This window comes from Escherichia sp. MOD1-EC6475 (genome assembly GCF_003046645.1).
In the GTDB taxonomy this organism is placed as follows: Bacteria; Pseudomonadota; Gammaproteobacteria; order Enterobacterales; family Enterobacteriaceae; genus Escherichia; species Escherichia ruysiae.
Map to the genome: position 1 here is coordinate 1 of NZ_PZKQ01000002.1, position 14,671 is coordinate 14,671.

Annotated in this window: 10 protein-coding genes; 7 read left to right on the forward strand and 3 right to left on the reverse strand. The window is 52.6% G+C overall.

Going from position 1 to position 14,671, the window contains the following annotated elements; genetic code table 11:
* Positions 1-140: 140 nt before the first annotated feature.
* Entirely contained in the window at positions 141-584 is a 444-nt protein-coding gene (locus tag A7589_RS00075) for an acetyltransferase (RefSeq protein ID WP_000236981.1), read from the reverse strand.
* Between the two features lie 156 nt (positions 585-740).
* Here A7589_RS00075 and metA point away from each other — a divergent pair, with 156 nt between their 5' ends.
* The 4 genes from metA to aceK all read left to right on the forward strand — a co-directional run bounded on the left by metA (position 741) and on the right by aceK (position 6,647).
* Positions 741-1,670, forward strand: a complete 930-nt coding sequence (gene metA, locus A7589_RS00080) for a homoserine O-acetyltransferase MetA (protein ID WP_001122790.1) — start codon at positions 741-743, stop codon at positions 1,668-1,670.
* Between the two features lie 268 nt (positions 1,671-1,938).
* Entirely contained in the window at positions 1,939-3,540 is a 1,602-nt protein-coding gene (aceB, locus tag A7589_RS00085) for a malate synthase A (RefSeq protein WP_108188672.1), read from the forward strand.
* Between the two features lie 29 nt (positions 3,541-3,569).
* Complete coding sequence (aceA, locus tag A7589_RS00090) at positions 3,570-4,874, forward strand: isocitrate lyase (RefSeq protein ID WP_000857853.1); 1,305 nt, start codon at positions 3,570-3,572, stop codon at positions 4,872-4,874.
* 48 nt (positions 4,875-4,922) lie between these two features.
* Positions 4,923-6,647 carry a bifunctional isocitrate dehydrogenase kinase/phosphatase gene (gene aceK / locus A7589_RS00095; RefSeq protein ID WP_001137203.1) on the forward strand — a complete coding sequence of 575 codons (1,725 nt, stop codon included), beginning with the start codon at positions 4,923-4,925 and terminating at the stop codon, positions 6,645-6,647.
* 15 nt (positions 6,648-6,662) lie between these two features.
* On the opposite strand, the gene iclR is transcribed toward aceK, so the two are convergent.
* Positions 6,663-7,487, reverse strand: a complete 825-nt coding sequence (gene iclR / locus A7589_RS00100; RefSeq protein WP_000226403.1) for a glyoxylate bypass operon transcriptional repressor IclR — start codon at positions 7,485-7,487, stop codon at positions 6,663-6,665.
* A gap of 199 nt (positions 7,488-7,686) precedes the next feature.
* On the opposite strand from iclR, the gene metH reads away from it, so the two are divergent.
* Together metH and A7589_RS00110 are read left to right on the forward strand one after the other, a co-directional pair.
* Complete coding sequence (gene metH / locus A7589_RS00105) at positions 7,687-11,370, forward strand: methionine synthase (RefSeq protein ID WP_108188673.1); 3,684 nt, start codon at positions 7,687-7,689, stop codon at positions 11,368-11,370.
* 169 nt (positions 11,371-11,539) lie between these two features.
* A complete protein-coding gene (locus A7589_RS00110) occupies positions 11,540-13,171 on the forward strand; it encodes a Na/Pi cotransporter family protein (protein ID WP_000956827.1) in 1,632 nt (543 codons plus the stop codon).
* 45 nt (positions 13,172-13,216) lie between these two features.
* On the opposite strand, the gene pepE is transcribed toward A7589_RS00110, so the two are convergent.
* The gene (gene pepE, locus A7589_RS00115; protein WP_000421753.1) at positions 13,217-13,906 is read right to left on the reverse strand and encodes a dipeptidase PepE; all 690 of its coding nucleotides are present in this window, start codon (positions 13,904-13,906) and stop codon (positions 13,217-13,219) included.
* A 186-nt stretch (positions 13,907-14,092) separates the two neighbouring features.
* On the opposite strand from pepE, the gene A7589_RS00120 reads away from it, so the two are divergent.
* Positions 14,093-14,386: a type II toxin-antitoxin system CcdA family antitoxin gene (locus tag A7589_RS00120; RefSeq protein ID WP_000880798.1), complete on the forward strand. Its 294-nt coding sequence runs from the start codon at positions 14,093-14,095 to the stop codon at positions 14,384-14,386.
* Positions 14,387-14,671: the final 285 nt, after the last annotated feature.

A 14,671-nucleotide genomic window follows, 5' to 3' on the forward strand; every position in this document is an offset into this window, starting at 1 on the left:
AGGGAACTGCCAGGCATCAGATAAAGCAGAAGGCCATCCGGAAGGATGGCCTTTTTGCGTTGCTGCAGAAAGAATGCCGGATGCGACGCTTGGGCATCTTATCCGTCCTACGCAGGGTTACGGTAGGGGGCAACAGCGCATTATTCCCCCACATACGCCAGATTCAGCAACGGATACGGTTTCCCCAAATCGTCCACCTCAGAGCGTCCTGTAACCTTAAACCCCATCTTCTTATAGAACCCAACCGCCTGCGTATTTTGCTCATTAACGTTGGTTGTCAGTTCCGGTGCCATTGAGAGCGCATGCTCCACCAGCATTCGACCCACGCCAGCGCCACGCACATAAGGATCGATAAACAGCGCATCCATATGCTGCCCGCTTAGAAACATAAACCCAACCGGCCGATCCCGCTCATTAACCGCGACCCACAATGGCGCTTCCGGCAGAAACGAACGTACCAGCTCTTCCAGTTCAGCCCGATACTCTGCTGATAAAAAATCATGGGTGGCATCGACAGAACGACACCAAATCGCAACCAACTCTTCCCCTTCCTCATGCCGTGAGCGGCGAATACTAATAACCATTTTCTCTCCTTTTATTGGTGCTTATATCCTAACGCAATCTTTTCCTTGAAACTTTCTCACCTTCAACATGCAGGCTCGACATTGGCAAATTTTCTGGTTATCTTCAGCTATCTGGATGTCTAAACGTATAAGCGTATATAAAGAGGTAATCAGGTTATGCCGATTCGTGTGCCGGACGAGCTGCCCGCCGTCAATTTCTTGCGTGAAGAAAACGTCTTTGTGATGACAACTTCTCGCGCGTCTGGTCAGGAAATTCGTCCGCTTAAGGTTCTGATCCTTAACCTGATGCCGAAGAAGATCGAAACTGAAAATCAGTTTCTGCGCCTGCTTTCAAACTCACCCTTACAGGTCGATATTCAGCTGTTGCGCATCGATTCCCGCGAATCGCGCAACACGCCCGCAGAGCATCTGAACAACTTTTACTGCAACTTTGAAGACATTCAGGAGCAGAACTTCGATGGTCTGATTGTAACTGGCGCGCCACTGGGTCTGGTGGAGTTTAATGACGTCGCTTACTGGCCGCAGATCAAACAGGTGCTGGAGTGGTCGAAAGATCACGTCACCTCAACGCTGTTTGTCTGTTGGGCGGTTCAGGCCGCACTCAATATTCTTTACGGCATTCCTAAGCAAACCCGCACGGACAAACTCTCTGGCGTTTACGAGCATCACATTCTCCATCCTCATGCGCTTCTGACGCGTGGCTTTGATGATTCATTCCTGGCACCGCATTCGCGCTATGCTGACTTTCCGGCAGCGTTGATTCGTGATTACACAGATCTGGAAATTCTGGCAGAGACAGAAGAAGGGGACGCATATCTGTTTGCCAGCAAAGATAAGCGTATTGCCTTTGTAACGGGGCATCCGGAATACGATGCGCAAACGCTGGCGCAGGAATATTTCCGTGATGTTGAAGCCGGGCTAAACCCGGATGTACCGTATAACTATTTCCCGCATAACGACCCGCAAAACAAACCGCGAGCGAGCTGGCGCAGCCACGGCAATTTGCTGTTTACTAACTGGCTCAACTATTACGTCTACCAGATCACGCCATACGATCTACGCCATATGAATCCAACACTGGATTAATCTTCTGCAGCAAAGGATCGTTAAGCGTTTCAGCACCTTGAATCAAGCACCTTCGGGTGCCTTTTTTATTTCCGAAACACACCTCAATAGGTGAATAAAATTTATTCTTATTGTTATCAGTAAGTTAAATTCAATTTAAATTAAAAATGGAAATTGTTTTTGATTTTGCATTTTAAATGAGTAGTCTTAGTTGTGCTGAACGAAAAGCGCACAACGATCCTTCGTTCACAGTGGGGAAGTTTTCGGATCCATGACGAGGAGCTGCACGATGACTGAACAGGCAACAACAACCGATGAACTGGCTTTCACAAGGCCGTATGGCGAGCAGGAGAAGCAAATTCTTACTGCCGAAGCGGTAGAATTTCTGACTGAACTGGTGACGCATTTTACGCCACAACGCAATAAACTTCTGGCAGCGCGCATTCAGCAACAGCAGGATATTGATAACGGAACGTTGCCTGATTTTATTTCGGAAACAGCTTCCATTCGTGATGGTAATTGGAAAATTCGCGGGATTCCTGCGGACTTAGAAGATCGCCGGGTAGAGATTACCGGGCCGGTTGAGCGCAAGATGGTGATCAACGCGCTCAACGCCAATGTGAAAGTCTTTATGGCTGACTTTGAGGATTCACTGGCTCCGGACTGGAACAAAGTGATCGACGGGCAAATTAATCTGCGCGATGCGGTTAACGGCACCATCAGTTACACCAACGAAGCCGGCAAAATTTATCAACTCAAACCCAATCCGGCGGTTTTGATTTGTCGGGTACGCGGTCTGCACTTGCCGGAAAAACATGTCACCTGGCGCGGTGAAGCCATCCCAGGCAGCCTGTTTGATTTTGCACTCTACTTTTTCCACAACTACCAGGCTCTATTGGCAAAAGGTAGCGGCCCTTATTTCTATCTGCCGAAAATCCAGTCCTGGCAGGAAGCAGCATGGTGGAGCGAAGTTTTCAGCTATGCAGAAGATCGCTTTAATCTGCCGCGCGGCACTATCAAGGCGACGTTGCTGATCGAAACGCTGCCTGCCGTGTTCCAGATGGACGAAATCCTTCACGCGTTGCGCGACCATATTGTTGGTCTGAACTGCGGTCGCTGGGATTATATCTTCAGCTATATCAAAACGTTGAAAAATTATCCCGACCGTGTCCTGCCAGACCGCCAGGCTGTGACAATGGACAAACCGTTCCTTAATGCCTACTCACGCCTGTTAATCAAAACCTGCCATAAACGCGGCGCATTTGCGATGGGCGGCATGGCGGCGTTTATTCCGAGCAAAGATGAAGAGCGCAATAACCAGGTGCTCAACAAAGTGAAAGCGGATAAATCGCTGGAAGCCAATAACGGTCACGATGGCACATGGATCGCCCATCCTGGCCTTGCTGACACGGCAATGGCGGTTTTCAACGACATCCTCGGTTCCCGTAAAAATCAGCTTGAGGTGATGCGCGAACAAGACGCGCCGATTACTGCCGATCAGCTGCTGGCACCTTGTGACGGTGAACGCACCGAAGAAGGTATGCGTGCCAACATTCGCGTGGCTGTGCAGTACATCGAAGCGTGGATCTCTGGCAACGGTTGTGTGCCGATTTATGGCCTGATGGAAGATGCGGCGACGGCTGAAATTTCCCGTACCTCCATCTGGCAGTGGATCCATCATCAAAAAACGTTGAGTAATGGCAAACCGGTGACCAAAGCCTTGTTCCGTCAGATGCTGGGCGAAGAGATGAAAGTCATTGCCAGCGAACTGGGCGAAGAACGTTTCTCCCAGGGGCGTTTTGACGACGCCGCACGCCTGATGGAACAGATCACCACATCCGATGAACTAATTGATTTCCTGACCCTGCCAGGCTACCGCCTGTTAGCGTAAACCACCACATAACTATGGAGCATCTGCACATGAAAACCCGTACACAACAAATTGAAGAATTACAGAAAGAGTGGACTCAACCGCGTTGGGAAGGCATTACTCGCCCGTACAGCGCGGAAGATGTGGTGAAATTACGCGGTTCGGTCAATCCGGAATGTACGCTGGCGCAGCTGGGCGCGGCGAAAATGTGGCGCCTGCTGCATGGTGAATCGAAAAAAGGCTACATCAACAGCCTCGGTGCACTGACTGGCGGTCAGGCACTGCAACAGGCGAAAGCGGGTATTGAAGCGGTTTACTTGTCTGGCTGGCAGGTCGCGGCAGACGCTAACCTCGCGGCCAGCATGTATCCGGATCAGTCTCTCTACCCGGCAAACTCGGTGCCAGCCGTGGTGGAACGGATCAACAACACCTTCCGTCGTGCCGATCAGATCCAGTGGTCTGCTGGTATTGAACCGGGCGATCCGCGTTATGTCGATTACTTCCTGCCGATCGTCGCCGATGCGGAAGCCGGTTTTGGCGGTGTTTTGAATGCCTTTGAACTGATGAAAGCGATGATTGAAGCCGGTGCAGCGGCAGTTCACTTCGAAGATCAGCTCGCGTCCGTGAAGAAATGTGGTCACATGGGCGGCAAAGTGCTGGTGCCAACTCAGGAAGCGATCCAGAAACTGGTCGCAGCGCGTTTGGCAGCCGACGTGACGGGCGTTCCAACTCTGCTGGTTGCACGTACCGATGCCGATGCAGCAGACCTGATCACCTCTGATTGCGATCCGTATGACAGCGAATTTATTACCGGCGAGCGTACCAGCGAAGGCTTCTTCCGTACTCACGCAGGCATTGAACAAGCGATCAGCCGTGGCCTGGCGTATGCGCCGTATGCCGACCTGGTCTGGTGTGAAACTTCTACACCGGATCTGGAACTGGCACGTCGCTTTGCGGAAGCTATCCACGCGAAATACCCGGGCAAACTGCTGGCTTATAACTGCTCGCCATCGTTCAACTGGCAGAAAAACCTCGACGACAAAACTATTGCCAGCTTCCAGCAGCAGCTGTCGGATATGGGCTACAAATTCCAGTTCATCACCCTGGCGGGGATCCACAGCATGTGGTTTAACATGTTCGACCTGGCAAACGCCTATGCACAGGGCGAGGGTATGAAGCATTATGTTGAGAAAGTGCAACAGCCAGAATTTGCTGCTGCGAAAGATGGCTATACCTTCGTTTCTCATCAGCAGGAAGTGGGTACGGGTTACTTCGATAAAGTGACGACCATTATTCAGGGCGGCACGTCGTCAGTTACCGCGCTGACCGGCTCCACCGAAGAATCGCAGTTCTAATAACCAACGCCCCTTTCCGTAAGGCGAGGGGCGAATTAAGGAGAGGCGATGCCGCGTGGCCTGGAATTACTGATTGCACAAACCATTTTGCAAGGTTTCGACGCTCAGTATGGTCGATTTCTCGAAGTGACTTCCGGGGCGCAGCAGCGTTTCGAACAAGCCGACTGGCACGCTGTCCAGCAGGCGATGAAAGACCGTATCCATCTTTATGATCATCACGTGGGGCTGGTAGTGGAGCAACTGCGCTGCATTACCAACGGTCAAAGCACGGATGCCGCATTTTTACTACACGTCAAAGAACATTACACCCGGCTGTTGCCGGATTACCCGCGCTTCGAGATTGCGGAGAGTTTTTTCAACTCCGTATACTGCCGGTTATTTGACCACCGCTCGCTTACTCCCGAGCGGCTTTTTATCTTTAGCTCCCAGCCAGAGCGCCGTTTTCGTACCATTCCGCGCCCGCTGGCGAAAGACTTTCACCCCGATCACGGCTGGGAATCTCTACTGATGCGCGTTATCAGCGACCTGCCGTTGCGTCTGCGCTGGCAGAATAAAAGCCGTGACATTCATTACATCGTTCGCCATCTGACGGAAACGCTGGGGACAGACAACCTCGCCGAAAGTCATTTACAGGTGGCGAACGAATTGTTTTACCGCAATAAAGCCGCCTGGCTGGTGGGCAAACTGATCACGCCTTCCGGCACGTTGCCCTTTTTGCTGCCGATCCATCAGACGGACAATGGCGAGTTATTTATTGATACCTGCCTGACGACGACCTCCGAAGCGAGCATCGTCTTTGGCTTTGCGCGATCCTATTTTATGGTTTACGCGCCGCTGCCAGCTGCGCTGGTCGAGTGGTTACGGGAAATTCTGCCGGGCAAAACCACCGCAGAACTGTATATGGCTATCGGCTGCCAGAAACACGCTAAAACCGAAAGTTACCGCGAATATCTCGTTTATCTACAGGGCTGTAATGAACAGTTTATTGAAGCGCCGGGCATTCGTGGAATGGTGATGCTGGTGTTCACGCTGCCGGGCTTTGATCGGGTATTCAAAGTGATCAAAGATAAGTTCGCGCCGCAGAAAGAGATGTCTGCCGCTCATGTTCGCGCTTGCTATCAACTGGTTAAGGAGCACGATCGTGTAGGGCGAATGGCAGATACCCAGGAGTTTGAAAACTTTGTACTGGAGAAGCGGCATATTTCCCCGGCATTAATGGAATTACTGCTCCAGGAAGCGCCGGAAAAAATTACCGATCTCGGCGAACAGATTGTACTTCGCCATCTCTATATCGAACGGCGAATGGTGCCGCTCAATATCTGGCTGGAACAGGTTGAGGGCCAGCAACTGCGCGACGCTATTGAAGAGTATGGCAACGCCATTCGCCAGCTCGCCGCCGCCAATATCTTCCCCGGCGATATGCTGTTTAAAAACTTTGGCGTCACTCGTCACGGGCGCGTGGTGTTTTATGATTACGATGAAATTTGCTACATGACGGAAGTGAATTTCCGCGACATACCGCCACCGCGCTACCCGGAAGACGAGCTCGCCAGCGAACCCTGGTACAGCGTCTCGCCCGGCGATGTTTTCCCGGAAGAGTTCCGTCACTGGCTATGCGCCGACCCGCGCATTGGCCCGCTGTTTGAAGAAATGCACGCTGACCTGTTCCGCGCCGACTACTGGCGCGCGCTACAAAACCGTATCCGTGAAGGGCATGTGGAAGATGTCTATGCGTATCGGCGCAGGCAGCGGTTTAGCGTGCGGTTTGTATAAATCGGAGGCGAAAAGTTACCGCATTCCACCATACGCCAGCGTGACTTCCTTCGCCGCTTTAATCACCATTGCGCCAAACTCGGTTACGCGGTCATCGGTAATACGTGAAATCGGCCCGGAAATCGAAATTGCGGCAAACGGTTCGCGATGCTCATCGAAAATACACGCCGCGAGACAACGAAGTCCCAGCGCATGTTCCTCATCGTCAAATGAATAACCTCGTTTGCGCGTTTGTGCGAGGTCTTCTTTTAAATGCACAGGAGAAACCAGCGTTGCGTGGGTATAGGCATGTAAACCTTTACGATGCAGCAGTTTCGTCACCTGTTCTTCGCTCAGTTGGGCTAAAAAGGCTTTACCGGCACCGGAAGCGTGCATCGGTAATTTACCGCCGATAGGAGCGGACATACGCATCAGATGCGTACACTGTACCTGGTCGATAATAATCGCTTCGTGATCGCTTTGATCCAGCACCGCCATATTGACCGTTTCGCCAGACTCTTCCATCAGGTTGCGCAGAATAGGATGGACAATGGCTAACAAATTACGGCTCTGGAGAAAGCTGCTACCGACCATAAAGGCATGTGCGCCGATCGCCCAGTGACCCAGTTCGCCAACCTGACGGACGAAGCCCTGCTGTTGCATCGTGGTTAGCAGTCGGTGGGTGGTAGAGTTGGGTAATCCGGCTTGTTGCGCCAGTTCGGTTAACGCTACGCTGCCATTGGATTCGGCAATCCACTCCAGTAATTTCAGGCCACGCGTTAAAGACTGAACCTGTCCGGTCGCAGGTGCGGTGGCAACGGCGGGTTTTCTGCCGCGTTTTGCGGGAATGGGTGCGACCATGACAGCCTCCTTTTTCTGTATCGTGGAAATCATTTTCATTTTTATTGTTAACTAATGCAATAGCTGCTGCACTGATCCGATGAGTTAATGTTGAACAAATCTCATGTTGCGTAGTGGTCGCTTTTACCACAGATGCGTTTATGCCAGTATGGTTTGTTGAATTTTTATTAAATCTGGGTTGAGCGTGTCGGGAGCAAGTGTGAGCAGCAAAGTGGAACAACTGCGTGCGCAGTTAAATGAACGTATTCTGGTGCTGGACGGCGGAATGGGCACCATGATCCAGAGTTATCGACTGAACGAAGCCGATTTTCGTGGTGAACGCTTTGCCGACTGGCCGTGCGATCTCAAAGGCAACAATGACCTGCTGGTGCTCAGTAAACCGGACGTGATTGCTGCTATCCACAACGCTTACTTTGAAGCGGGCGCGGATATCATCGAAACCAACACCTTCAACTCCACGACCATTGCGATGGCGGATTACCAGATGGAATCCCTGTCAGCGGAAATCAACTTTGCGGCGGCGAAACTGGCGCGTGCCTGTGCCGACGAATGGAGCGCCCGCACGCCAGAGAAACCGCGCTACGTTGCTGGTGTTCTCGGCCCAACCAACCGCACGGCATCTATTTCTCCGGACGTAAACGACCCGGCATTCCGTAACATTACCTTTGATCAGCTGGTGGCAGCCTATCGCGAATCCACTAAAGCACTGGTGGAAGGCGGTGTAGACCTGATTCTGATTGAAACCGTCTTCGACACCCTCAACGCTAAAGCGGCGGTCTTTGCGGTGAAAACGGAGTTTGAAGCCCTGGGCGTGGAATTGCCGATTATGATCTCCGGCACCATCACCGACGCCTCCGGCCGCACGCTCTCCGGGCAAACTACCGAAGCGTTTTACAACTCTCTGCGCCATGCCGAAGCCCTGACTTTCGGCCTCAACTGTGCGCTGGGGCCCGATGAACTGCGCCAGTATGTGCAGGAGCTGTCGCGAATAGCAGAATGCTACGTCACCGCTCACCCGAATGCCGGGCTGCCTAACGCCTTTGGTGAATACGATCTCGACGCCGACACGATGGCAAAACAGATTCGCGAATGGGCGGAAGCGGGCTTCCTGAATATCGTCGGCGGTTGCTGCGGCACCACGCCACAACATATTGCGGCTATGAGCCGTGCAGTGGAAGGATTAGCGCCGCGCAAATTGCCTGAGATCCCCATAGCCTGCCGTTTATCCGGCCTGGAGCCGCTGAATATTGGCGACGATAGCCTGTTTGTGAACGTCGGCGAGCGGACTAACGTCACCGGTTCTGCCAAATTCAAACGCCTGATCAAAGAAGAGAAATACAGCGAGGCGCTGGATGTGGCGCGTCAGCAGGTGGAAAACGGCGCGCAGATTATCGATATCAATATGGATGAAGGAATGCTCGACGCCGAAGCGGCGATGGTGCGTTTCCTCAGCCTGATTGCGGGTGAACCGGATATTGCCCGCGTGCCGATTATGATCGACTCTTCAAAATGGGACGTCATTGAAAAAGGGCTGAAGTGTATTCAGGGCAAAGGCATTGTTAACTCCATCTCGATGAAAGAGGGGGTCGATGCCTTTATCCATCACGCAAAACTGTTGCGTCGTTACGGTGCGGCAGTGGTGGTTATGGCCTTTGACGAACAGGGCCAGGCCGATACCCGCGCGCGGAAAATCGAGATTTGCCGTCGGGCGTACAAAATCCTCACCGAAGAGGTTGGTTTCCCGCCGGAAGATATCATTTTTGACCCGAACATCTTCGCGGTCGCAACTGGTATTGAAGAGCACAACAACTACGCGCAGGACTTTATTGGCGCGTGTGAAGACATCAAACGCGAACTGCCGCACGCGCTGATTTCCGGCGGCGTATCTAACGTTTCTTTCTCGTTCCGTGGCAACGATCCGGTGCGCGAAGCCATTCACGCGGTGTTCCTCTACTACGCTATTCGCAATGGCATGGATATGGGGATCGTCAACGCCGGGCAACTGGCGATTTACGACGACCTGCCCGCTGAACTGCGCGATGCGGTGGAAGATGTGATCCTCAATCGTCGCGACGATGGCACCGAGCGTTTACTGGAGCTTGCCGAGAAATATCGCGGTAGTAAAACAGACGACACCGCTAACGCCCAGCAGGCAGAGTGGCGCTCGTGGGATGTGAAAAAACGCCTGGAGTACTCGCTGGTTAAAGGCATTACCGAGTTTATCGAACAGGACACCGAAGAAGCCCGCCTGCAGGCTACGCGCCCGATTGAAGTGATTGAAGGGCCGCTGATGGACGGCATGAACGTGGTCGGCGATCTGTTTGGCGAAGGGAAAATGTTCCTGCCGCAGGTAGTGAAATCGGCGCGCGTTATGAAGCAGGCGGTGGCATATCTCGAACCGTTTATCGAAGCCAGCAAAGAGCAGGGCAAAACCAACGGCAAGATGGTGATCGCCACCGTGAAGGGCGATGTGCACGATATCGGTAAAAATATCGTTGGCGTAGTGCTGCAATGTAATAACTACGAAATTGTCGATCTCGGCGTTATGGTGCCTGCGGAAAAAATTCTCCGCACCGCCAAAGAAGTGAATGCCGATTTGATTGGCCTTTCGGGGCTGATCACGCCGTCGCTGGACGAAATGGTTAACGTGGCGAAAGAGATGGAGCGTCAGGGCTTCACCATTCCGCTATTGATTGGCGGTGCGACCACCTCAAAAGCGCACACGGCGGTGAAAATAGAGCAGAACTACAGTGGCCCGACGGTGTATGTACAAAACGCCTCGCGCACCGTTGGCGTTGTGGCGGCGCTGCTTTCCGACACTCAGCGTGACGATTTTGTCGCTCGTACCCGCAAAGAGTACGAAACCGTGCGTATTCAGCACGGGCGCAAGAAACCGCGTACACCGCCGGTCACGCTGGAATCGGCGCGTGATAACGACTTCGCTTTTGACTGGCAGGCTTACACGCCGCCGGTGGCGCACCGTCTCGGCGTGCAGGAAGTCGAAGCCAGCATCGAAACGCTGCGTAATTACATCGACTGGACGCCGTTCTTTATGACCTGGTCGCTGGCCGGGAAGTATCCGCGCATTCTGGAAGATGAAGTGGTAGGCGTTGAGGCGAAACGCCTGTTTAAAGACGCCAATGACATGCTGGATAAATTAAGCGCCGAGAAAACACTGAATCCACGCGGTGTGGTTGGTCTGTTCCCGGCAAACCGTGTGGGCGATGACATTGAAATCTACCGCGACGAAACGCGCACCCATGTGATCAACGTCAGCCACCATCTACGCCAACAGACGGAAAAAACCGGCTTCGCCAACTATTGTCTTGCTGATTTCGTGGCACCGAAGCTCTCCGGCAAGGCGGATTACATCGGCGCATTTGCCGTGACTGGCGGGCTGGAAGAAGACGCGCTGGCTGATGCATTCGAAGCGCAGCACGATGATTACAACAAAATCATGGTGAAAGCCCTTGCCGACCGTCTGGCGGAAGCCTTTGCAGAGTATCTCCATGAGCGGGTACGTAAAGTTTACTGGGGTTATGCGCCGAACGAGAACCTCAGCAATGAAGAGCTGATCCGCGAAAACTATCAGGGTATCCGCCCGGCGCCCGGCTACCCGGCCTGCCCGGAACATACGGAAAAAGCCACCATCTGGGAGCTGCTGGAAGTGGAAAAACACACCGGCATGAAACTCACGGAATCTTTCGCGATGTGGCCAGGAGCGTCGGTTTCAGGTTGGTATTTCAGCCACCCGGATAGCAAGTATTACGCCGTGGCGCAAATTCAGCGCGACCAGGTGGAAGACTATGCTCGCCGTAAAGGAATGAGCGTGTCAGATGTTGAACGCTGGCTGGCGCCGAATCTGGGGTATGACGCGGACTGATTCACAAATCTGTCACTTTTCCTTACAACAAACAGGGCGCTCAATGAGTGCCCTGTCTCTTTATTAATATGAAACACTTATACTGGTCTTATATCAGACCGGAAAAGCGAAGCTCGCCCCCTTCGGTATCTGTTTCAGGAGCATATAACGATAAGGAGAACCTGAACTCGTGTTAACACTGCTTCACCTGCTTTCTGCCGTCGCCCTGCTGGTCTGGGGGACACATATTGTTCGCACAGGCGTGATGCGCGTCTTCGGCGCAAGGCTGCGTACTGTTCTTAGCCGGAGCGTCGAAAAGAAGCCGCTCGCCTTTTGCGCGGGAATAGGCGTTACCGCACTGGTACAGAGCAGTAATGCTACCACCATGCTGGTGACCTCGTTTGTCGCTCAGGATCTGGTTGCCCTCGCACCGGCTCTGGTGATTGTGCTGGGGGCAGATGTCGGGACGGCGCTAATGGCGCGTATTCTTACCTTCGATTTATCCTGGCTGTCACCGTTACTTATTTTTATCGGCGTGATTTTTTTCCTCGGACGCAAACAGTCGCGCGCCGGGCAACTGGGGCGTGTCGGTATCGGTCTTGGGCTGATTTTGCTGGCACTGGAGTTGATTGTGCAGGCAGTAACGCCGATCACCCAGGCTAACGGCGTTCAGGTGATCTTTGCCTCGCTGACTGGCGATATTTTGCTGGATGCGCTGATTGGCGCGATGTTCGCCATTATCAGCTACTCCAGCCTTGCTGCTGTACTGCTGACCGCGACTCTGACCGCCGCAGGCATTATCTCATTCCCCGTGGCACTGTGTCTGGTGATTGGTGCTAACCTCGGTTCCGGCCTGCTGGCGATGCTCAACAACAGTGCCGCCAATGCCGCAGCCCGCCGTGTCGCGCTGGGTAGCCTGCTGTTTAAGCTGGTGGGTAGCCTGATTATCCTGCCGTTTGTTCATTTGCTGGCAGAGACAATGGGGAAGTTGTCATTGCCAAAAGCGGAACTGGTGATCTATTTCCATGTCTTCTACAACCTTGTACGCTGCCTGGTCATGCTGCCATTTGTTGACCCGATGGCACGGTTTTGCAAAACGATTATTCGCGATGAACCGGAACTGGATGCCCATCTGAAACCGAAACATCTGGACGTTAGCGCGCTGGATACACCAACGCTTGCTCTGGCCAATGCGGCCCGCGAAACATTGCGCATCGGTGACGCTATGGAACAGATGATGGAAGGGCTGAATAAAGTGATGCACGGCGCGCCTCGTGAAGAGAAAGAGCTGCGCAAGCTGGCGGATGATATCAACGTGTTGTATACCGCGATTAAACTTTACCTTGCGCGGATGCCAAAAGAGGAGCTGGCAGAAGAAGAGTCTCGACGCTGGGCGGAAATCATTGAAATGGCGCTCAATCTGGAACAGGCTTCCGATATTGTAGAGCGTATGGGTAGTGAAATTGCTGACAAATCGCTGGCAGCGCGGCGGGCATTTTCGATTGATGGGTTGAAGGAACTGGATGCGCTCTATGAGCAATTGCTCAGTAATTTAAAACTGGCAATGTCGGTTTTCTTCTCTGGAGATGTCACCAGCGCCCGTCGTTTACGCCGCAGCAAGCATCGTTTTCGCATTCTTAATCGCCGTTATTCCCACGCTCACGTAGATCGCCTGCATCAGCAGAACGTGCAGAGTATTGAAACCAGTTCGCTACATTTAGGCTTGCTGGGAGATATGCAGCGTCTGAACTCGCTGTTTTGTTCGGTGGCTTACAGTGTGCTGGAACAACCAGATGAAGATGAGGGACGGGACGAGTATTAATATTGTGCATGGGATGCCGGGCGGTGCTGCCCCCCGGCAATTCACTTAAAAACGGTGCCCAGCTTCCAGCGGAACCGCTTCTTCACCAGCCTTAAACACATAGGTGGTATTCGGGCCGCCCAGCGTAGCGTGACCTTTACTCACCGTGATCCAGTTACCTTCCGGCAGACCAATAATCGTCAACTCTGGCGCGACCACCAGCAGTTCGCGAATACGCTGCTCGCGCGTTTCACCTTTATGGCCTTCCGGCAGCGCGTTGGTGAAGTGCGGGTTGATTTGCAGCGGGAACAGATTCAGCGCATCGAAACCTTGTGGATCGACAATTGGCATATCGTTGGTGGTACGAATGGTTGGGCAAGCAAGGTTAGCTCCTGCACTCCAGCCAATGTACAGCGCGCCGCGTTTCACCACGTCAACAATTGGTGCCAGCAGACCGCGCACACGGCATTCCTTCAGTAACTGGAAAGTGTTGCCACCGCCAACAATCACGATTTCCGCATTTTCAATTGCGGCAACAGGATCGGCAACGCTATGAATACCGGTGACAGAAACACCCAGCGGAGCGAGAACCGCAGCCGTTTTGGCGGTGTAATCATCCCAGGTTTGCGTTACGCCAGCGAAAGGAATAAACACCGCTGAACGGCGCCCCTGCAACTGTTCAGCAATCAGCGGCAGCGCATGTTCCAGCCAGGCTTTTCCCGGCAGCGTCGAGTTACTCAATAAAAGCAGTTCCATTACTTCTCCGGTTAGTAAGAAATCACGGGAGCCATGCTACCACTGTGATTTTAACTGCTTACTGACATGGCTCACGATGTCGCGTATTGCTTCTGGAAAGCGCCTCGCAAGTTTGAATGATCAGGCGTGACAGGTATTCGTAGTAGATGTATTTTTCGACAAATTTCTAAGGGAACTGGAGGAAAAATGCTCGCTAATTACGCTACTTTTAGACAGAGTATGCGCATCATGATGGAGGGAATTATGCGCACAATATCGAAGGTGAAAAAATCTGTTAATGCCTCGCTGCCACCAGAGATTCTGGAAGAAGCTCGTAAACTCAAACTCAATCTCTCGGCGGTATTAACCGAAGCGTTACTGGAAAAAATCCATCAGAATCAGAGAGAAACCTGGTTGCGAGAAAACAAAGAATCTGTCGACGCGGTTAATCAGTGGGTGGATGAGAACGGTTCATTTAGCGATTACCAAAGGTCATTCTAATGGATCAATATTGTGCTTATGAGAACCTGGGGAGTGGGCGGCACGTTTATCCTTATCTCATCAATCTCCAGCATCCTGCCGCCAATGTATTAAAGCATACCATTGTTGCTCCGGCGGTCAGGCTTGATCGCCGGTAAAAGTTTGTCCGGTGGTTTCAATTGCAGGCCTGGATCACATGGTAATGGCACACATGATGACAGGAATACCGCTAAAAGAGTTGGGAGAACGTTAGTCAACAGCGAATCGTACTGCGTGATGCTATCGATTTTCTATTAAACGGCTATT

Bases quoted from the DNA above. Each gene is read 5' to 3' on its own strand.
- A7589_RS00075 (WP_000236981.1), bottom strand. From the start codon at position 584: ATGGTTATTAGTATTCGCCGCTCACGGCATGAGGAAGGGGAAGAGTTG.
- metA (WP_001122790.1), top strand. From the start codon at position 741: ATGCCGATTCGTGTGCCGGACGAGCTGCCCGCCGTCAATTTCTTGCGT.
- aceB (WP_108188672.1), top strand. From the start codon at position 1,939: ATGACTGAACAGGCAACAACAACCGATGAACTGGCTTTCACAAGGCCG.
- aceA (WP_000857853.1), top strand. From the start codon at position 3,570: ATGAAAACCCGTACACAACAAATTGAAGAATTACAGAAAGAGTGGACT.
- aceK (WP_001137203.1), top strand. From the start codon at position 4,923: ATGCCGCGTGGCCTGGAATTACTGATTGCACAAACCATTTTGCAAGGT.
- iclR (WP_000226403.1), bottom strand. From the start codon at position 7,487: ATGGTCGCACCCATTCCCGCAAAACGCGGCAGAAAACCCGCCGTTGCC.
- pepE (WP_000421753.1), bottom strand. From the start codon at position 13,906: ATGGAACTGCTTTTATTGAGTAACTCGACGCTGCCGGGAAAAGCCTGG.
- A7589_RS00120 (WP_000880798.1), top strand. From the start codon at position 14,093: ATGCTCGCTAATTACGCTACTTTTAGACAGAGTATGCGCATCATGATG.